The 17,460-nt window shown below is 74.3% G+C and carries 18 protein-coding genes; 7 read left to right on the top strand and 11 right to left on the bottom strand.

The features are described from left to right. Window positions 1-31 precede the first annotated feature (31 nt). Window positions 32-1,204 carry an ROK family glucokinase gene (locus ACGFRB_RS21880; RefSeq protein ID WP_363006033.1) on the top strand — a complete coding sequence of 391 codons (1,173 nt, stop codon included), beginning with the start codon at window positions 32-34 and terminating at the stop codon, window positions 1,202-1,204. Window positions 1,205-1,365: 161 nt separating this feature from the next. Continuing rightward, complete coding sequence (locus ACGFRB_RS21875; protein WP_393245108.1) at window positions 1,366-1,875, top strand: hypothetical protein; 510 nt, start codon at window positions 1,366-1,368, stop codon at window positions 1,873-1,875. A gap of 37 nt (window positions 1,876-1,912) precedes the next feature. On the opposite strand, the gene ACGFRB_RS21870 is transcribed toward ACGFRB_RS21875, so the two are convergent. Continuing rightward, a complete protein-coding gene (locus ACGFRB_RS21870) occupies window positions 1,913-2,620 on the bottom strand; it encodes a TetR/AcrR family transcriptional regulator (protein WP_393245106.1) in 708 nt (235 codons plus the stop codon). Window positions 2,621-2,765: 145 nt separating this feature from the next. Here ACGFRB_RS21870 and ACGFRB_RS21865 point away from each other — a divergent pair, with 145 nt between their 5' ends. Then, on the top strand, window positions 2,766-3,599 hold the full coding sequence (locus ACGFRB_RS21865; RefSeq protein ID WP_393245104.1) for an SDR family NAD(P)-dependent oxidoreductase: 834 nt from the start codon (window positions 2,766-2,768) through the stop codon (window positions 3,597-3,599). Window positions 3,600-3,745: 146 nt separating this feature from the next. Here ACGFRB_RS21865 and ACGFRB_RS21860 read toward each other — a convergent pair whose 3' ends face one another. The 10 genes from ACGFRB_RS21860 to ACGFRB_RS21815 form a co-directional block, all read right to left on the bottom strand. Then, complete coding sequence (locus ACGFRB_RS21860) at window positions 3,746-4,612, bottom strand: class I SAM-dependent methyltransferase (protein ID WP_393245102.1); 867 nt, start codon at window positions 4,610-4,612, stop codon at window positions 3,746-3,748. Beyond that, window positions 4,600-5,475: an alpha/beta fold hydrolase gene (locus tag ACGFRB_RS21855; protein WP_393245100.1), complete on the bottom strand. Its 876-nt coding sequence runs from the start codon at window positions 5,473-5,475 to the stop codon at window positions 4,600-4,602. Before ACGFRB_RS21855 ends, ACGFRB_RS21860 begins: the two co-directional genes overlap by 13 nt. After that, the gene (locus tag ACGFRB_RS21850) at window positions 5,472-6,131 is read right to left on the bottom strand and encodes a LysR substrate-binding domain-containing protein (RefSeq protein ID WP_393245098.1); all 660 of its coding nucleotides are present in this window, start codon (window positions 6,129-6,131) and stop codon (window positions 5,472-5,474) included. The genes ACGFRB_RS21855 and ACGFRB_RS21850 overlap by 4 nt, the downstream gene beginning before the upstream one ends. A gap of 6 nt (window positions 6,132-6,137) precedes the next feature. Beyond that, window positions 6,138-6,920, bottom strand: coding sequence for a DUF6182 family protein (locus ACGFRB_RS21845; RefSeq protein WP_393245096.1), 783 nt, complete (start codon window positions 6,918-6,920; stop codon window positions 6,138-6,140). Next, window positions 6,917-8,062 (bottom strand): hypothetical protein, encoded by a 1,146-nt coding sequence (locus tag ACGFRB_RS21840; RefSeq protein ID WP_393245094.1) that lies wholly within the window; start codon window positions 8,060-8,062, stop codon window positions 6,917-6,919. Before ACGFRB_RS21840 ends, ACGFRB_RS21845 begins: the two co-directional genes overlap by 4 nt. A 3-nt stretch (window positions 8,063-8,065) precedes the next feature. Further along, the gene (locus ACGFRB_RS21835) at window positions 8,066-9,589 is read right to left on the bottom strand and encodes an NAD(P)/FAD-dependent oxidoreductase (protein WP_393245092.1); all 1,524 of its coding nucleotides are present in this window, start codon (window positions 9,587-9,589) and stop codon (window positions 8,066-8,068) included. Next, entirely contained in the window at window positions 9,586-10,464 is an 879-nt protein-coding gene (locus ACGFRB_RS21830) for an SAM-dependent methyltransferase (protein ID WP_393245090.1), read from the bottom strand. Before ACGFRB_RS21830 ends, ACGFRB_RS21835 begins: the two co-directional genes overlap by 4 nt. A gap of 134 nt (window positions 10,465-10,598) precedes the next feature. After that, the gene (locus ACGFRB_RS21825) at window positions 10,599-12,356 is read right to left on the bottom strand and encodes a GH3 auxin-responsive promoter family protein (RefSeq protein WP_393245088.1); all 1,758 of its coding nucleotides are present in this window, start codon (window positions 12,354-12,356) and stop codon (window positions 10,599-10,601) included. After that, window positions 12,353-12,994: a hypothetical protein gene (locus ACGFRB_RS21820; protein ID WP_363006057.1), complete on the bottom strand. Its 642-nt coding sequence runs from the start codon at window positions 12,992-12,994 to the stop codon at window positions 12,353-12,355. The genes ACGFRB_RS21825 and ACGFRB_RS21820 overlap by 4 nt, the downstream gene beginning before the upstream one ends. Continuing rightward, window positions 12,991-13,275: a hypothetical protein gene (locus ACGFRB_RS21815; protein ID WP_393245086.1), complete on the bottom strand. Its 285-nt coding sequence runs from the start codon at window positions 13,273-13,275 to the stop codon at window positions 12,991-12,993. The genes ACGFRB_RS21820 and ACGFRB_RS21815 overlap by 4 nt, the downstream gene beginning before the upstream one ends. 547 nt (window positions 13,276-13,822) lie before the next feature. Between ACGFRB_RS21815 and ACGFRB_RS21810 the strand changes: the two genes are divergently transcribed. From ACGFRB_RS21810 to ACGFRB_RS21795, 4 genes are all read left to right on the top strand, one after another. Next, window positions 13,823-15,145: an alpha/beta fold hydrolase gene (locus tag ACGFRB_RS21810; RefSeq protein WP_393245084.1), complete on the top strand. Its 1,323-nt coding sequence runs from the start codon at window positions 13,823-13,825 to the stop codon at window positions 15,143-15,145. Between the two features lie 9 nt (window positions 15,146-15,154). Further along, on the top strand, window positions 15,155-15,787 hold the full coding sequence (locus ACGFRB_RS21805; protein ID WP_393245082.1) for an MBL fold metallo-hydrolase: 633 nt from the start codon (window positions 15,155-15,157) through the stop codon (window positions 15,785-15,787). Window positions 15,788-15,890: 103 nt separating this feature from the next. Then, complete coding sequence (locus tag ACGFRB_RS21800) at window positions 15,891-16,670, top strand: exodeoxyribonuclease III (RefSeq protein ID WP_363006063.1); 780 nt, start codon at window positions 15,891-15,893, stop codon at window positions 16,668-16,670. Window positions 16,671-16,873: 203 nt separating this feature from the next. Further along, entirely contained in the window at window positions 16,874-17,311 is a 438-nt protein-coding gene (locus tag ACGFRB_RS21795; RefSeq protein ID WP_363006065.1) for a DUF6278 family protein, read from the top strand. Window positions 17,312-17,460: the final 149 nt, after the last annotated feature.

The following is a 17,460-nucleotide window of genomic DNA, read 5'->3' as shown; positions in this document are numbered from 1 at the left end:
GCCGACCACCCCACCTGGCAGAATCGACCCGATGAGTACCTACCGTGACCTCACCCACCGGGGCACCGCCCGCGGCACCGTCCTGCGGACCGTGGGCACCCGGGAACGGCGCTCTCATCTGACGGCGCCCCGGGTGCCGACCGTCGGCATCGACATCGGCGGTACGAAGGTGATGGCCGGCGTCGTCGACGCGGACGGCAACATCCTGGAGAAGCTCCGCACCGAGACGCCGGACAAGTCCAAGAGCCCCAAGGTCGTCGAGGACACCATCGTCGAGCTGGTCCTGGACCTCTCCGACCGGCACGACGTGCACGCCGTCGGCATCGGCGCGGCCGGCTGGGTCGACGCCGAGCGCTCCACGGTGCTGTTCGCCCCGCACCTCGCCTGGCGCAACGAACCGCTGCGCGACGCCCTCCAGGACCGGCTCGCCGTCCCCGTCATGGTGGACAACGACGCCAACACCGCCGCCTGGGCCGAGTGGCGCTTCGGCGCCGGGCGCGGCGAGGACCACCTCGTCATGATCACGCTCGGCACCGGCATCGGCGGCGCGATCCTGGAGGACGGCCAGGTCAAGCGCGGCAAGTACGGAGTCGCCGGCGAATTCGGGCATATGCAGGTCGTCCCCGGCGGCCACCGCTGCCCCTGCGGCAACCGAGGCTGCTGGGAGCAGTACAGCTCCGGCAACGCCCTGGTCCGCGAGGCCCGCGAGCTCGCCGCCGCCGACTCCCCGGTCGCGCACGAGATCATCGAACGGGTCAAGGGCCACGTCCCCGACATCACCGGCCCGCTCATCACCGAGCTGGCCCGCGAGGGCGACGCCATGTGCGTCGAACTGCTCCAGGACATCGGCCAGTGGCTCGGCGTCGGCCTCGCCAACCTCGCCGCCGCCCTCGACCCGTCCTGCTTCGTCATCGGCGGCGGTGTCTCGGCCGCCGACGACCTGCTCATCGCCCCCGCCCGGGACGCCTTCCGCCGCCATCTCACCGGCCGCGGCTACCGCCCCGAGGCCCGGATCGCCCGTGCCCAGCTCGGCCCCGAGGCGGGCATGGTCGGCGCCGCCGACCTCGCCCGGCTGGTCGCCCGCCGCTTCCGCCGCGCCAACCGGCGCCGGGTGGAGCGCTACGAGCGGTACGGGCGCTACACCCAGGCCCTGCGCGGCGGCCCGGCCGCCGACCGCGCCACCACCGAGGACCCGCGTTCATGACCGCCGCCCGGCAGTCCCCGGGGTCCCGGCAGCGGACCACCGTGCCCCACCAGGCGTCGTCCTCGTCGCCGCCCCGGACCCCGGCCTCCGCGCCGGCGGTCCGGCCCCCGGCGAACGGACGGCTTCCGGAGGATGGACGGCTTCCGGAGGACCGGCGGCATATGCTCCGCCGCCGCTTCCTCACCCTGCTCACCATCGTCCTGCTCATCGGCATCCCGGCCGGGTATCTGGTGATCTCGGCGAACCAGAGCCGCGACAGCGGCATCGACAAGGAACGCGAGTCCTCGCCGGTCGGCCTCCAGGACAACTGGCCCTCCCAGATGAAGCGCCGTGTCTTCGAGGTCCCGATCCCGTCGGAGGCCTGGAGCGTCGCCTACTACGAGACCAGCAACTGGAAGACCAGCCGGCTGTACGTCCAGTTCACGACCACGGCGGGCGGCCTGGACACCTATCTGGCCGACAGCGGCGGCAGCCGCGCCGGGCTCAAGCCCGGCCGGGTCAGCGTGAGCGGACGGGACTCGGACATCGTCGGCTGGAACTTCGTACCGACCCAGCGCTGGGCCGGTGCCTCGATCGCCAATGAGGGGCCCCGCCCCACCCGCGACATCACGGTGGACCTCACGGACCCGGCGTTCCCGCGCGTCTACGTGGTCTCGACGACCTCGCCCTGACCGGCGGAGCGCCGCTCGCGGGGCGAGCGTCGGCGGGTCAGCCGGACTCCGAAGGCCCCCAAGCCCCCGAAACCTCCGAAGTCTCCGGAAGGGCGGACGCCGGTGCGGCGGGCGCCCGCGGGCCGTCGACGGGGTCCGTGGACCCGAGGAGCAGGGCCGCCACCTGGTCGAAGTAGGGCGTGATGTCCTCGACGCAGGACCGGGACAGCGCCGGGGTGTGGGCGATGGACCGGCTCACGTTGATCCCCACCAGCAGCGCGGTCAGCAGCTCGGCGCGCAGTTCGCGGTCGGGCGCGTCGACCAGCTGTTCCAGATGGCGCGCGTACGTCTCGCTCAGCTGCTCGTTGAGCCGCTCCCGGCACTCAGGGCGGCCCGAGGACACGAGCAGGGTGGTGAGCGGATGACCGGCGCCCGCGCCCGGCTCGGCCTGCCGCATGGCGGCGTGCAACAGCCGGGTCGGTACGTCCTTCGGGGTGGGCTCGGCCCCGGCGTCGGGCGTCTCGGTCTCCAGGCGCGAGGCTTCCTCGAAGAGCCGTTCCTTGGAGCCGAAGTAGCGGAAGATCAGCGTCGCGTCGACGCCCGCGTCCCGCGCGATGTCCCGCACGCTCGTGGCGTCGTAGCCCGCGAGGGCGAACCGGGCGCGGGCGGCCGCGAGCAGGGCGGCGCGAGTGGCGGCCCGGTCGCGCTTGCGCGGCTGGACGGGCTGAGTCACCGTCACCTCCGAGTTGTCATCGATCGTTGACATCCTAGCCCGGGACTCCTAGCGTCAGCCATGTCATCAACCGATGACTTGCCGTGGGCACGATGGACGCACGCGTGCGCCCACGGCTTCCCCGGTTTCCCCTGCTCCCAGGGGAAACCGGACGAGGACGAGAGCGAGGACCAGGACCATGGCCAAGATCGTGGTGATCACGGGCGGCACCGACGGAATCGGGCGAGGGCTCGCCCTCGACCGGCTGGAGCGCGGAGACCGGGTGGTCGTGCTCGGCCGCGGCGAGGAGAAGGGGCGCGCGTTACTCCGGGAGGCAGCCGATCGCGGCGCCGGCGACCGGGCCCGATTCCTCCGTGCCGATCTCGGCCTGGTCTCCGAGAACCGCAGGGTGATCGAGGAGATCACCGCCGCGCACCCCGCCGTCGACGCGCTCGTGCTGTGCGCCCGCTACTTCCGCTCCGAACGCCACGAGACGGCCGAGGGGTACGAGAACACCTTCGCGCTCGAATATCTGAGCCGCTATCTGCTCGGCCACGGGCTGAGCGACGCCCTGGAGAAGGCCGAGGCGCCCGTCATCGTCAACGTGGCCGGGCCCGGCGTCCAGAAGCCCGGCATCGCCTGGCACGACCTGCACGCCCGCCGGGACTACAGCGGGATCACCGTCCAGATGCGGGCCGGGACCGCCAACGACCTGCTCGCCGTCGACTACGCGGCCCGTCGCGGGGCCACCGGCCGGACTCGCTACGCCCTGGTCAATCCCGGTCTCACCGCCACCGGCTTCGCCGGCGCGTACGACCCGGCCACCCGGCGGCAGGTCGAGGCCATGAAGCGGGCGGGCAAGCCGGTCGCCCGGGCCGTCGCCCCGATCAGCGCCCTGCTCGACGCGCCGCCCGCCGAGGCGCTCAGCGCCTTCGCCGAGGGCAGTCGTATCCCGGTCGACCATCCCGTCCTCTTCAACAGGGCGGACGCGACCCGGCTCGCGCGGGTCACCGAGGAACTCCTCGGCGCCTGAGCCGCCCGGCTACGGGCGGACGGCCCCGGCGGACGGACCCGCCTCGCCGGTCACCCGGCGGCCGCCCCGCCCGCCTGGCCGGTCACCCGGCGGCCGCCCCGCCCGCCTGGCCGGTCACCCGGCGGCCGCCCCGCCCGCCTCGCCGGTCACCCGGCGGCCGGACCGCCCGGCACCACGCCGACGGCGACGGTGTTCCCCTCGCTGACGTATCCGCGCGGATCGAGCAGCGGATGCCCCGGGGCCTCCGGGTCGAGCAGCAAGGACCAGTCGCCGTCCATGCCGAGTTCGACCGCCTGCCCGGCGAGCCGGGCGCAGGCCTCCCCGTAGAAGCGGCGGACCGCGGGCGTCATCGGCGCGCGGTGCTCGATCAGGATCGTCCGGTCGCGTACGTCGGTCAGACCGGCGTCGGCCAGCCGGCCGGGTAGGTCGCGGGCGCGCAGCAACTGCCGTGCGTAACCGGGGGAGAGCGCGGCCCGCCGGAAGAAGTCCGTGAGCAGGAACGGATCGCCGGGGCGTACGGAGGTCAGGGAGGCGTCCAGATCCTTGACCGCCACCAGGCCGCCCGGCCGGACCACCCGCCGCAACTCCGCCAGAGCCGCGTCCAGTTGTCCGTCGTCCAGGTACTGAGTGGTGTTGGAACACCAGACGGCGTCGAACGAGTCGTCGGGATAGGGGAGTTCGAGAAGGTCGCCTTGGCGCACGTCGACCTGGGCGGCCGTCTCCGACTCCGCCGCGCGCCGCCGCGCCACTTCGACGTTCTCCGCCGCCAGATCGATCGCCGAGACCTGTCCCCGGTCGCCGACGAGCTCGGCGAGCCAGGGCAGGAACGCGCCGGTGCCGCATCCCGCGTCCAGCACCCGCCACCCCGGCCGCACGCCGACTTCCTCCAGGGCCTGGCGGTACTGCGGGGCGCAGGCGGCGAAGTGGGCGTCGACGATCTCCTCGTGTGTGAAGCCGAGTCCCGTGGACGTGGTGTACCCCCACGCCTGGTGCTGCTCCTTCAGCATGCCCATGCCCCTTCCTCGGACCGGCCCCGCGAGGCGGTCCGGCCGGTCTCCGTGATGTCCTCGTACATCTGGTGCGCCCCGGCCGTGTCCGGCCCGGGGGCCGGCACCGCCCCGTCGACGCGGTCGATCAGTGCGGCGATCAACTCCGCGGCGGCCTCCGGTCGTTCCAGCGGCAGCAGATGTCCCGCGTCCGCCACCACCACCGGGTCCCCGGCGCCGAGGGCCGCCGCGGTCTCCCGCGATTCCGCGAGGTCGACCAGGCCGTCCTCCGCGCCCGCGACGACCACCGCCGGCACGCCGACCGGGGCCGCCGGCCGCTCGTCGGGCCGCGCCGCGATCGCGCGCTGCGCCCACGCCACGGCGGCCGGATCCGCCCCGCGGACCGTGTCGAGGAGCGAGGCCACGAGCCCGGGGCGGGTGGCGCGCGTGGTCGCACCCACCAGCAGGGGGGTGGTGGCGGCGATCAGGCTCTCGCGCAGGTCCGCACGGACGATCCGCTCGGCGAACGCGAGACGGCCCGCGGCGGTCTCCGGTGAGTCGGCGGCCGCGCGCGTGTTGAACAGGGCCAGGGCGCTCACCCGGTGCGGGTGACGGCGCAGCGCCGCCAGTGCCACGTACCCGCCCATCGAGCAACCGGCCAGCACGGCCCGTTCGATGCCCTCGCGGTCCAGGGTGCGTACGACGTCGTCCGCCACGGTGTCGAGGGAGGGCGGCTCCTCGCCCAGCGGGGTTCCGCCGAAGCCGCGCTGGTCGAACGGGAGGACCCGCCGGCCGCGCGCGGTGAGCGCGGCGGCGCACTCCCGCCACATGCCGGAGTCGAGCGCCAGCGCGTGCAGCAGGACCACGGCCGTGCCGTCGGGGCGGCTCATGCGGCGACCTCCCGCTCCACGCGGTCGAGGAACTCCCGCAGAGCAGGGGCTTGTTCCGCCCGGCGCAGCCAGGCAAGCCGGACCGGGGCGGGCGCCAGGTCGTGCACCGGGACGACCTCGATCCCGGGCAGCCCGGCCGCCGCGAGGGATTGGAACGAGAGATGGACGGCGTCGCCGCCGCGCAGGATCCGGGCCATCTCCTCCGGCGTCGTCATCGGGTGCACCCGTCGGATCGGCCGTCCGGCGGGAGTCGTCCGGGGCACGACCTCGTCCCATACGGAGGCGGGGAACGCGCCGGGGCGTGCGAAGCCGTCGTACGCGGCGACCTCCTCGACCGACACCGATTCCCGTCCGGCGAGCGGATGGCCCGAGCGGACGATCACCGCGCGCCCGTCCTCGGCCACCGGAGCGCTGAACTCCAGGTCGTCGGGCTCGCTGGGGACGTACTTCACCAGCATCACGTCGATCTCGCCCGCACGCAGTCCGGTGAACGGCTCGCGTACGTCGTACGGAATGAAGACGGTGCCGGCGGGATCCAGCCGGGCGGCGGCGAGCAGCTCCGCGGCGAGCTGGTAGGAGCCGTGCACACCGAAGCGCAGCGGCGCCGCCACGGAAGCGGAAGCAGTAGGGGGAGCGGGAGCGGGGGAAGGGGGCATGGGGGGTCAGCACTCCTCGGTGAGTCCGGCGAACGCCTGAAGCTCGTCCGGCCGGTGGACATCGGTGTCGACGCGCAACGCCGCGAAGCGCTCGCGCAGCCCCGAGAGGCGGGGCACAGGACGCAGGGTGAGCCGGTCGCCGGGCCCGATCAGCCCGTCGAGGACGGCCTCGGCGACCAGGTGGTGGAGCTGGACGACGGCGGCCTGGAGGGTGACGCCGGCGGTCGCGAGGTACAGCTCCCGGTGGACCGGGCGGCGCGCCGTGTGCCCGTCGCCCGGGACCGTGACGCTCGCCCCGCAGGCGGCGGCCGGCGGGCGGGAACCCTCGAAGCCGCGCAACAGCAGCCGCAGACCCGTGAGTTCGGACGCGGGTGCGGGGCCGAGCCACGCGGTGGACCCGTCGGCGGCCGCGTGGTCGAAGCGGAACCGCCCGGCCAGGTTGGCCGGACTGCCGGCCAGATGGAGGGTGCGGGTGAACGTCCGGCGCCAGGCGTCCCGGCGTTCGTCATTCACCGTCAGCGCGAAGGCACATGTTTCCCGCAGCCAGTCGGGCAGGGAGAAGCGGTTGATCACGCAGACCGCGGCCACCGGGTCCGGGTCCTCGTGGGCGGTCAGCAGCTCCCGGGCCCGGACCAGCCCGGCGGGCGAGGTCAGATCGGCGCGCGCGGCGAGGTCCGGCCGGAACGCCGCGAACCGGTGGGCCGCCGACTCCAGCAGCAGGTCCGGCGACAGTACGTCCGGCGACAGTACGTCCGGCGACCGTACGTCCGCCGGCCGTCGGCCGGTCACAGGTACACCGCCGTGAGCAGCTTCGGATCGGGAGCCGGCCGGCCGCGCCCCAGCAGGGAGGAGGTCAGCCGGTAAGGATCCACGTAGAGGTGGTCGCGCCGGTGCCGGCCGACGGCCTCCGCCAGTGGCCCGGCGGAGCCGCCGTCCCGCGCCGCCGCCCCGTCCAGGAGACGCTCGGCGCGTCCCATGGCGTGGTGCAGCAGGTCCTTGCGGAACGACTGTTTCTCGCCGGGGCCGAGACCGGCGATGAAGTAGAGCCGCATCCCGAGCCGCAGCGCGGACGGCGAGTGACCGGGCTCGGCGGCGTCGAGCAGCGCGCCGGCGGTGTGCCCCTGCCAGCCGCCGTGGCGCGCGGAGAGGATCCGGCCGTCCACCGGCACCCGGCCGATCGGGACCCGTCGCACCGCCGTCCCGCCGGCCGTGAACACCCGCTCCAGGAGCCGGTAGTCGGGATCCAGCTCACGGTCGTACAACAACACCACCTCGTCGAAGTCCGGTGCCAGCGGCAGCAGTTCACGAAGCGCGCAGGCCAGGTAGTTGGGCCGTCCGTCGGAGGTGACGATCCGGCGCAGCGGCAGCCCGTACCGGGTAGCGTCCAGATAGACCGGACCTCCGGCGCTGCGCTGGTCGATGCCGAGCCCGGCGGCGCACAGCCGCTCCACCATCTCGTCGAGTCCGAACCGGGGAGGCTGATGGCGCTCCAGCCCCGGATCGCGCAGACCCAGTCGCGCGTACTCCTCGGCCCACAGGGCGAGCACCCGGGCGGAGGCGGGATGGACCCAGCCCTGCTCGACCGCGTCCGCGTACGGACGCAGGGCCTCGGCCGAGGGCCGCTCGCCGGCCGCGCGGTAGCCGACGTACAGCTCCCCGACCTGTTCGGCCGACAACTCGGCGTAGTCCGTGTCGCCTTGGGTGCGGTCGACGAACTCCCAGAAGCCGAGCGTCTGTTCCGTGCGATGGTAGGACGTCGGGCTGTAGCGGAAGGTGACGTCGGCCACCGCGGCGGTGGCGCGGGACATCGCGTCCGCCCACAGCAGGCCCTTGAGGTGACTGGGGGTCAGCGGCTTGGACGGGGTGATGGTGACGGGTGCCACCAGGACCCGCCGACGTCCCGTCGTGTGCTGCTCCGGATCGAGTGCCATGGCCTAGGCCACCTTCGTCTCGGACACGGCCGCCAGCAGCCGGGCGCGGCTCGGCGGGGCCGGCGCCGCCGGGGGAGCGGACGGCGGGGGAGCGGTACGGACCCGGTCGCGGAGGTCCGGGGTGTCGAACAGGACGTCGGGGGTGTCCAGGCCCATCAGCATCCGCTGGAGCCCGCGCCATACCCTGCCGTCCACCAGCGCGGCGGCCGCCACCTGTTCGATCGAGGGCCGGCCCGGGGGCGTGGCCGGGACCGGAGCGGTGCCGGTGGGCGCGGTGCGGGCAGGCGTGGCCCGGCCGGGCGTGGATCGCTGCCCGTCGAAGGTGTCCGACGCGGCGGCCCGCCAGTGGGCGATCCGTGCCGGCGCGTCGGCGGCGGCGTACTCGTACCAGGGCCGCAGCAGCCGGTCCGCCAGGGCCCGGGCCGCTCCGCTCCCCGACTCGCCCGGCCGGGGCCCGGCGTCGAGGAGGTCGGCGAGGGCGAAGGCGTGCGCGAGCGCCAGCGACAGCCCCCGGCCGAAGATCGGGTCCGTGACACAGGCCGCGTCGCCCACCGGGAACAGGCCGGCCGGGCCGGAGCCCGGGGTGCCGTCCGGCAGTCCGCGCAGGATGTTCGGGGGATGGGCCATCGTGCGGACCGGGCCGAGGTGGGTGGCCACGCCAGGCTCCATCCAGGGCCCCAGATACGGCGAGATCCGCGCCGCCGCCGCGAAGCCGCGGCCGTGCCGCAGGCCCGCCGTCGGCCGGTCGCCGGTGGGCACGCCGAGCGAGACGGAGAAGATCCCGCCGTCCGCCGGATGCAGGACGGCCGCGTAGTGCGGCCAGATGCCGCCCGCCGCGTTGCCCCGGTTCAGGAAGCCGGGAAGCCCGGACACATCGGTGGGCGCGGGCCCGCGCAGCCGGAAGAAGCGGCTGAACACCCGGATCCCGCTCGGCTCGACGAGGTCGGGGGCGAGCGGGAACCCGGCCGCCGCGAGCCAGTTCCGGTGCGCGGCACGGCGGCCCGTCGCGTCCACGACGGTCTCGGCGGCGATCCGCTCCCCGTCGGCCGTCACCACCCCGGCCACCGCCCGTCCGCCGGGGGCGAGGACGAGCTCTTGGACCTTGACCCCGTACCGCAGGCGGACGTGGGGCAGGGCGCGCACGGCACGTTGCAACACGAGTTCGAGGGTGGTGCGGCGCACACCGAGCGCGCGCAGCTCCGGGTCCGCCGCCGCCCCGGCCGAGCGCACCAGCGTCGGCGGGGCCGCGGCGGCCAGCCGCAGCGGCAGCGCGCCCTCGGCCCGGACCTCGTCGAGGAGCCGGGGGGCCCGCCGGGCCAGCACCCGCACGCCGAGCGAGTTGAGGATGTGGGGCTGGCGGAGCTGGGGGACGAGCGGCTGCCGCCAGTCGTCGGCGGCCTTGCCGGGCGGCCCCTCGGGCGGCGGCGGGCCCGGCTCCAGGACGATCACCCGGTGGCCCCGCTCGCCCAGCGCGAGGGCGGCGGCGAGACCGGCGAACCCGCCTCCCGCGATGACGGCCGTGGTCATGACTGGCCGGCCCCGGTGGCGCGGCGGCCCGTCACGAAGAAGACCCGGCGCACATCCTTGATCTCCCGGTCCAAAACGGCATCGGGCCACCGTCCGAAGTCCGCCTCGGGCTCGCCCGGTTGTACGGCGCGGACGTCGAAGCCGTGCCCGGCGAAGAGCTGCTCCGGCTCGTCGTCGCCGTATACCCAGGGGCAGCCCCAGCCCTCGAACACATCGAGCAGACCGCGCATATGAGGAAGCGTCAGGGCGGCCGAGTTGACGATGTCGGCGGCGATCCGGCTGCCGGGCGCCATCAGGGCCGCCACCCGGTCCAGCATGCGGTGGGTGTCCGCTTCGGGTATGTAGTAGAGGAGCCCCTCAAGGAGCCAGGTGGAGGGCAGCGAGGGGTCGTACCCCGCCGCGATCAGACGCTGTTCCCAGTCTGCGGCGGTGAGGTCGACGGCGACCGTGCGGTGGTCCACCCGGGGACTCACCCCCTCCAGCCGCTCGGACTTGAAGGCGAGGACGGCGGGCCGGTCCACCTCGAAGTAGCGGATGTGCTCCGGCCACGGCAGACGGTACGCGCGCGAGTCCATGCCCGCGGGCGCGAGGACGATCTGGGTCATCTGCCCGTCGGCGGCGGCCCGTTGCAGATAGTCGTCGAAGAACCGGGTGCGGATCGCGTTGTAGTCGGGCGTGCTCGGCAGGCTGCGCGGCCGGTCCGCCGGGAAGGTGGCCGCGCGGACCTCGGCGAGCAGCTTCGGTCCGATGTCGCCGACCAGGCGCTCGGCGTACGGGTCGGAGTAGAGCCGGTCCTCGCGCAGGGTCTCGGCGGACCGGAGCGCTGCGGTGAGCAGGGCCGTACGTTCCACCGGGTTCAACGAGGTGGTGGTCATCGGGGGTTCTCCTGTTCGGGGGAGGGGTGGGGCAGGGCTGCCGAGTCGGTGGCGGGGCCGGCCGGGCCGAGCGGACCGAGCGGACCGAGCGGACCGAGCGGCCGGGCCAGGCGGAGTGGTCGGTACGCCCGGGGTCAGCCGGCCGGTCCGGTCAGCCGGCGCCAGAGCGCCTCGTCCTGCCGGAAGAGCCGGTCCTTCACCTGGGTCGGCCGGATGCCCGAGGCCACCGCGGTGTGCCAGTCCCGGTCGAACGCGCCGGGGTCGAGCAGTTGGGTGACGAGCGGTCCGAGACGACGCTCGGCGCGAGCCGACCGGTAGCCCGCGGACTCCCGCGTCAGGGCCTCGTCGAGCCGCGCGGAGAACCGGTCCAGTTCACCGGGCAGCCAGGCGGCGCGGGGAGCGATGGCGAAGCGGTAGCGGAGCGTCCCTTCCGGATCCTCCTCGACGCGGCAGGCCGCGTTGCGCAGCGCGAGACCGCCGGCGGTCAGCGCCGCTTCGAGGGCGCGGATCACCTGCGCGTCGCGCAGCCGCTCGCCGGCCGCGTCCGAGCGGGTGCCCCGGCCCGCGTAGGCGACCCGGGGGACCCCGCCGACCGAGTCGACCACCCGCACCACGTCGCCCACGGTGTACCGGTAGAAGCCGCCGACGTGGCTGAAGACGACGTGGTAGTCCGCTCCCGCCTCCAACTCCTCGGGCAACAGGGTGCGCACGTCCGGGGTCAGGTCCTCGTCGGCCGGGACGAATTCGTACACCGAAGCCGTCGGCACCAGACTGCCCGCCGAGCCGTGCCGGTCCAGGGCCACGGCGACCGGTCCCTCGGAGGCGGCGACCGGCGCCGGAAGGGCCTGTACACCCACCCCGAACTCCTCGCGCAGGCCCGGCAGATAGAGCCGCGCCATGCCGGTCGTCCAGGCGAACAGCGCCTCGATCCGGGGCCACACATGGGCCGGTCGGATGGTCCCGAAGTAGTCGGCGATCCTTTCCAGTTCGGCCGCCCGCGCCGGATCGGGCGAACCGAACCGCCGCCCGCCGACCGTACCGTCCCCGATCTCCTTGACGATCCGAGGCCACCAGAGGCCGAGCTGGTGCGGCACCGCCGCGACCATCGCCGGGTTGATGCCGACCAGCGCGCGCAGATCGCTCTGCACGGCCATGCGCAGCCGCAGATACATCTTCTCGGTGTGATCGCCGGGCGCCACCTCGACCGGCAGCGTCGCCCAGGGGGCGCCACTGCCCACCTCCGCCGCCAGCGGCTCGCCGAACCGGGTGCCGAAGTCGACCTGGCTCGCCCCCACATGGGGACTGCCGTCGGCGGTCAGCGGCGGCGCGGACAGCGGATCGTGCTTGAGGTTGAGTACGGCGTCGGGCCGCCGCAGCACCTCCGGCACCTGCTCGACCAGACCGGCCCACGCGGCGAAGTAGAAGGGCAGGAAGGTGGTCCGCATGAAGCGGGCCGTCACCGGGATCTTCTTGTGGTCCCCGGTGCTGCCACTGCTGGTGAAGTAGACGAGGGGCGCGTCGGCGGTGAGCAGGTTCGGCTCGCCCGCGGCCGTCCGCTCGATCAGTGGCCGGTGGGCCGCGTAGTCCTGGACGGGCACCGCGGACCGGAAGTCGGCGAGGGTGCGGATCCGTCCGAAGCCGTGCTCGCGGCCGAACACGGTGCCGGAGTTGAAGTCGAGCAGATCGGCGAGGACCCGGTCCTGGTGCCGGCGGAAGCCCGCGAGCGAGGCGGTCAGCCGGGCGTGCTCGGCCAGGACCCGGGCGCGGTAGCGCGCTCCGTGCCCGGGGTCGGCCCAGCCGCCGGGCGAGGGCGCGGACGTGGACGCGGGCTCAGCTGTGGGCGCCGACGCGGCCGTGGGGTCGGGCGCTGTCGCGGCCGATGCGGGGGTCATCGGGACACCGCCTGGAGGACGGCGGCCGCCGCCCGGTCGGGCGAGGAGGGCTGGTCGATCAAGGTCACCGGCACGTGACGCACCTCTTCGAGGAGTAGTTTCCGCAGGGTGTGGTGGTAGCTCTCGAAGGAGAACCACTCGGGCTCGTCGCCCGGGTACTCGAACGGGTTGAGCAGCCGTCCGCCGCGACTGCGCCGCCACGCCGTCGCGGGCGCGACGTCGAGGAAGACCACTCCGGCGGGCTGGGGGAAGGAACGCCACCAGGTGAACAGGGGGTGGTCGTCGCCCCCGAAGATCCGGCACTTGGCCAGGGTCTTGTAGTAGTAGGAGTCGACCAGGACCGGAACTCCCGGCGGCTGCGCGGCGATCAGGTCCCGCAGGTGCACCACGGCCGTCTGGAGCACGCTGGTCAGGAAGTCGCGCGAGTACGCCCCGGCGCCGAGCCCCGGCAGCACCTCGCGCACCACGCCGCGGCGCAACTCCGAGACGAACGCGTGCTCCGCGCCGGTGAACCGGCTGTCCGTGGACAACAGACGCCATTCGGGACGCAGTTCGGCGACCCGCTTCATGGCGGTGGACTTGCCCGCCCCGTCGGGGCCGAGCAGGACGTGGAACCTCGGCCCGGGTGCGCCCGTCATGACGCACCGTCCGGTGTCGCCGGCGGTTCTCCCGCGCCGGGGGAGGAGGCGGGAGTGGGACCGGACGGTCCGGGTACGGAGTGGGTCCCGAGGCCGTAGCGGCGCCGGCCGCCGGGGCGGCGCGCGGCCGGCTTCACCACGGTGCGGTGGAGGAGCCAGGCCAGGCCGAGCACCGAACCCGGGTGGCGGGTGTCGGAGCCGAGCCGCGGATCGCGCAGCGCCGCGAGGACGTCGGTCGGCCGGACGGCCGCCCGGAGGCGGTCGGCGCCCTGCGGGGTCATGCGGATGACGGGTCCGACCGGTGGCCGTGACCCCGCGGTGGGCGGCGGCGGCCCCGGGGGCCGGGAAGCTGCGGATAAGGGGGGAACAGGAGCTTCTGATTCGGTGGCTGACATCAGGATGGACCTCCGGACGTAGGGCCTGATCCCAAAGGCAGGCCCTAGCGGCACACACAGCCGTTCGCGATCTGCTGTGTCACGAACGGTTCGTGACGCTAACCGGGAGTCACCGGCCGGGGCGAGCGAAGTTGACGCCGCTTGGTCGACTTCGCCAACTTTCGACAATTCGTTTTCTTTACGCAGCGCAATCCGTTTCGAACGGTTCGCTGGGCGGTACGCGGAAGCCCGGGGGAGGCCGCAGGGGAGGCCGAGCGGAGGGAGAGCGGAGGAAAGGCTGAGCGCTTCCCCAAGTGCCCGACCCGGGCACCCTGTAGATGAGAGGTGAAGCCGCTGCGCGGATCCTTCACGAACTCACCACAACTTCGGACGGCTCGCACAGGGCTCCCCCTGGGGCATGTAGGAAACCGTGAGATGTGAGACCGTGCAGGGCGTGAGCGAGACACCGACGAACACCCTGCAATACCGTGTCGACGGGCGAGAGGACGCACCGGTCCTCGTCCTGGGGCCCTCCCTCGGCACCACCTGGCACATGTGGGACCGCCAGATCCCGGAACTCACCCGCGACTGGCGGGTCGTCCGGTTCGACCTGCCCGGCCACGGCGGCGCACCCGCCCAGCCCGCTAGCTCCGTCGCGGAACTCGGCGACCGGCTGCTCGCGACCCTCGACGAACTGGGCGTCCAGCGCTTCGGCTACGCCGGCTGCTCGCTCGGCGGCGCCATCGGCATCGACCTCGCGCTGCGCGCCCCGCACCGGGTCGCCTCCCTCGTGCTGGTCGCGGCCTCGCCCCGGTTCGGCAGCGCCGACGAGTTCCGCCAGCGCGCCGTGATGATCCGGGCCAACGGACTGGAGCCGATGGCCCGTACCGCGCCCGAGCAGTGGTTCACCCCGGCCTTCGCCGCCGGGCAGCCCGCCATCGTCGACTGGGCCGTGCAGATGGTCCGTACCACCGACCCCGGCTGTTACATCGCCGCCTGCGAGGCGCTCGCCGTCTTCGACGTCCGCGACGCCCTGGGCCGGATCGGGATCCCCGCCCTCGTCCTGGTCGGCTCCGAGGACGCGATCACCGGCCCCGCCGAGGCCCGCACCCTCGTCGCCGGCATACAGGACGCCCGTCTCGCCGTGGTCCCCGGCGCGTCCCATCTGGCCCCTGTCGAGCAGCCTTCCGCCGTCACCGAACTGCTCACCGGCCACTTCGCCCCGCTCGGCGGCCAGGACCCGTTCGGCGGCCCGGCCGCGGCGCCCGGCCCGCTCGCCGCCCAGGGCCCGCAGGACCCGCAGAACCCGCCGGTCCCGCAGGTGCCGCAGACGTCCGCACCCGTCGTACCGGTCGGCGAGATCGCCCCGGCGACCCTGGCCGAGGGCGACCCGGCGGCTCGTCCCGACGCCTACGAGCGCGGGCTCAAACTGCGCCGCGAGGTGCTCGGTGACGCCCATGTCGACGAGACCCTCGCCGACCCCTTCGCCGCCGACTTCCAGACCCTGGCGACCCGCTACGCCTGGGGCGAGGTGTGGAGCCGCGACGGGCTCGACCGCCGTACCCGCAGCGCCGTGACCCTCGCCGCGCTGATCGCCGGCGGACACCACGACTCCCTCGCCGACCACACCCGGGCCGCCCTGCGCAGCGGGCTGACGGCCGGTGAGCTGCGCGAGATCCTGCTCCAGACCGCCGTCTACTGCGGGCTGCCCGCCGCCGAGAGCGCGCTGCGTGTCGTCGGCCGGGTGATCGAGGAGGACACCACACCGCACGCGTAGGCTGCGGCCGTGAAACTGACGAAGAACACGCACGCCTGCGTCCGCCTGGAGAAGGACGGGCGGGCGCTCGTCATCGACCCGGGGATGTTCACCGAGGAGGACGCCGCGCTCGGCGCCGACGCCCTCCTCGTCACCCACGAGCACCCGGACCACTTCGACGAGGGGCGGCTGCGGGCGGCCCTGGAGGCCAACCCGGCCGCCGAGGTGTGGACGCTGCGCAGCGTCGCGGAGCAGCTCACGGCCGCCTTCCCCGGCCGGGTGCACACCGTCGGCCACGGCGACGCCTTCACGGTCGCCGGCTTCGACGTCCAGGTGCACGGCGAACTGCACGCCGTGATCCATCCGGACCTCCCCCGGGTCACGAATGTCGGCTTCCTCGTCGACGGCTCCGTTTTCCACCCCGGCGACGCGCTCACGGTGCCGGACCGGCCGGTGGAGACCCTGTTCCTGCCGGTCATGGCCCCGTGGAACAAGATCTCCGAGGTGATCGACTACGTCCGGGAGGTACGGCCCACGCGCGCGTACGACGTCCACGACGCGCTGCTGACGGACCTGGCCCGCCCGATCTACGACCACCAGATCGGCGCCCTCGGGGGCACCGACCACCAGCGCCTCGCCCCGGGCGAGTCGGCGCGGATCTGAGTCCTGGGTCCGGGGAGGGCGTACGCCAGAGGACACGGCCCGGGGACACGGTCCGGGGCCGCGAGGCACCGGACTGTCGGACCCCCGAAGTAGGGTGGCGGACATGCGCATCGCCACCTGGAACGTCAACTCGATCACCGCGCGGCTGCCCCGGCTGCTGGCCTGGCTGGAGAGCAGCGGCACCGACGTGCTGTGCGTCCAGGAGACCAAGTGCACCGCCGAGCAGTTCCCCGCCGAGGAGCTGCGGCAGCTGGGCTACGAGTCCGTGGTCAACGCCACCGGCCGGTGGAACGGGGTCGCCCTGGTCTCCCGGGTCGGCCTCGCGGACGTGGTCACCGGTCTGCCCGGCGGTCCCGACTACGGCGGCGTGCAGGAGCCCCGGGCCATCTCCGCGACCTGCGGTCCGGTCCGCTTGTGGTCGGTGTACGTGCCGAACGGCCGCGAGGTGGCCCACGAGCACTACGCGTACAAGCTGCGGTGGCTCCAGGCTCTGAAGGACGCCGTCGCGGACGACGCGGCCGGGGAGCGCCCCTTCGCGGTGCTCGGGGACTACAACATCGCGCCGGCCGACGACGACGTCTGGGATCTCGCCGCCTTCGACGGTGCCACCCATGTCACGGAGCCCGAGCGGGCCGCGCTCGCCGCGCTGCGCGAGACCGGTCTGGGCGACGTGGTGCCGCGCCCGCTGAAGTACGACCACCCGTACACGTACTGGGACTACCGCCAGCTGTGCTTCCCGAAGAACAAGGGCATGCGCATCGACCTGGTCTACGGCAACAAGCCGTTCGCGGACGCCGTCAAGGACAGCTACGTCGACCGCGAGGAGCGCAAGGGCAAGGGCGCCTCGGACCACGCCCCGGTGGTCGTCGACCTCGACATGTGACGGGTCCGGCCGCGACCGGGCGCGGCCGGTCGGTTCCGCGGCGCTCGCACGGGGCTCGCACGGGGCTGATGGGCGGTGGGCGGCGTACCCACCCGGCGCCCGGCCTCGGCGCCCTGGCGCCTGCCACCCGGCCCCGGGGTCGCGTGCCAGGAGCTCGCGCGCGCCGGGTGGTGCCCGGCCGGAGGCGGTGGGACGCTGCGCGGATGAACATCCCCTTCCTGGACAAGTGGCGCGCCCGTCACCAGGCCGAACGGTCCCCGCTCGGCACGTTCTTCGACCGGGATCCGAAGGGGGCGGCCGAGCTGCTGGCCGAGTGCGAGCTGCTGCGCGCCCGCGCGGAGACGGCCGGGGTACGGCTCGACGACACGCCCCGCTCGCTGGGCGCGCTCGACCAGCTTCCGCCGCGCTGGCGCGACGACCCCGAGGAGCTGCCCTGGATCGGCAACGACGCGGGCCTCTACCTCGGCACCGTCCTCGTCCGCACCGTCCCCGGCGCGGCCTGGCGGTTGCGCCCGGACGGCCAGCCGGTGGTCCGGCTCGCCTCGGGCCGGGAGTGCGACGTGGTCGCGGCCGGGCTCGACTGGGCCACGACCGGAACCCCGGAGCTGTTCCAGGTGTACGCCGAGGCCGCCGAGCGCTGAGGAGCCGGCGCCCGGCCCGGGGCGCCCCGGCTCACCCCGCCCCGGCTCCGACCCGCGTACCGGACGGCCGCACCCGCCCCGCGGCCCCGTCGCGCCCGGAACCCCGCCGAGGGCGCAGCCCCGAGCCGGCCCCGCCCCGCCCCACGCCT

The organism is Streptomyces sp. NPDC048718 (genome assembly GCF_043198875.1).
In the GTDB taxonomy this organism is placed as follows: Bacteria; Actinomycetota; Actinomycetes; order Streptomycetales; family Streptomycetaceae; genus Streptomyces.
Note: the sequence above shows the minus strand (reverse complement) of the source record. Positions and strands in the feature narration are given on the sequence as shown.

Excerpts from the sequence above, each read along its gene's own strand:
- ACGFRB_RS21880 (WP_363006033.1), top strand. The coding sequence starts at position 32 with ATGAGTACCTACCGTGACCTCACCCACCGGGGCACCGCCCGCGGCACC.
- ACGFRB_RS21875 (WP_393245108.1), top strand. The coding sequence starts at position 1,366 with ATGCTCCGCCGCCGCTTCCTCACCCTGCTCACCATCGTCCTGCTCATC.
- ACGFRB_RS21870 (WP_393245106.1), bottom strand. The coding sequence starts at position 2,620 with ATGTCAACGATCGATGACAACTCGGAGGTGACGGTGACTCAGCCCGTC.
- ACGFRB_RS21865 (WP_393245104.1), top strand. The coding sequence starts at position 2,766 with ATGGCCAAGATCGTGGTGATCACGGGCGGCACCGACGGAATCGGGCGA.
- ACGFRB_RS21860 (WP_393245102.1), bottom strand. The coding sequence starts at position 4,612 with ATGGGCATGCTGAAGGAGCAGCACCAGGCGTGGGGGTACACCACGTCC.
- ACGFRB_RS21855 (WP_393245100.1), bottom strand. The coding sequence starts at position 5,475 with ATGAGCCGCCCCGACGGCACGGCCGTGGTCCTGCTGCACGCGCTGGCG.
- ACGFRB_RS21850 (WP_393245098.1), bottom strand. The coding sequence starts at position 6,131 with ATGCCCCCTTCCCCCGCTCCCGCTCCCCCTACTGCTTCCGCTTCCGTG.
- ACGFRB_RS21840 (WP_393245094.1), bottom strand. The coding sequence starts at position 8,062 with ATGGCACTCGATCCGGAGCAGCACACGACGGGACGTCGGCGGGTCCTG.
- ACGFRB_RS21835 (WP_393245092.1), bottom strand. The coding sequence starts at position 9,589 with ATGACCACGGCCGTCATCGCGGGAGGCGGGTTCGCCGGTCTCGCCGCC.
- ACGFRB_RS21830 (WP_393245090.1), bottom strand. The coding sequence starts at position 10,464 with ATGACCACCACCTCGTTGAACCCGGTGGAACGTACGGCCCTGCTCACC.
- ACGFRB_RS21825 (WP_393245088.1), bottom strand. The coding sequence starts at position 12,356 with ATGACCCCCGCATCGGCCGCGACAGCGCCCGACCCCACGGCCGCGTCG.
- ACGFRB_RS21820 (WP_363006057.1), bottom strand. The coding sequence starts at position 12,994 with ATGACGGGCGCACCCGGGCCGAGGTTCCACGTCCTGCTCGGCCCCGAC.
- ACGFRB_RS21815 (WP_393245086.1), bottom strand. The coding sequence starts at position 13,275 with ATGACCCCGCAGGGCGCCGACCGCCTCCGGGCGGCCGTCCGGCCGACC.
- ACGFRB_RS21800 (WP_363006063.1), top strand. The coding sequence starts at position 15,891 with ATGCGCATCGCCACCTGGAACGTCAACTCGATCACCGCGCGGCTGCCC.
- ACGFRB_RS21795 (WP_363006065.1), top strand. The coding sequence starts at position 16,874 with ATGAACATCCCCTTCCTGGACAAGTGGCGCGCCCGTCACCAGGCCGAA.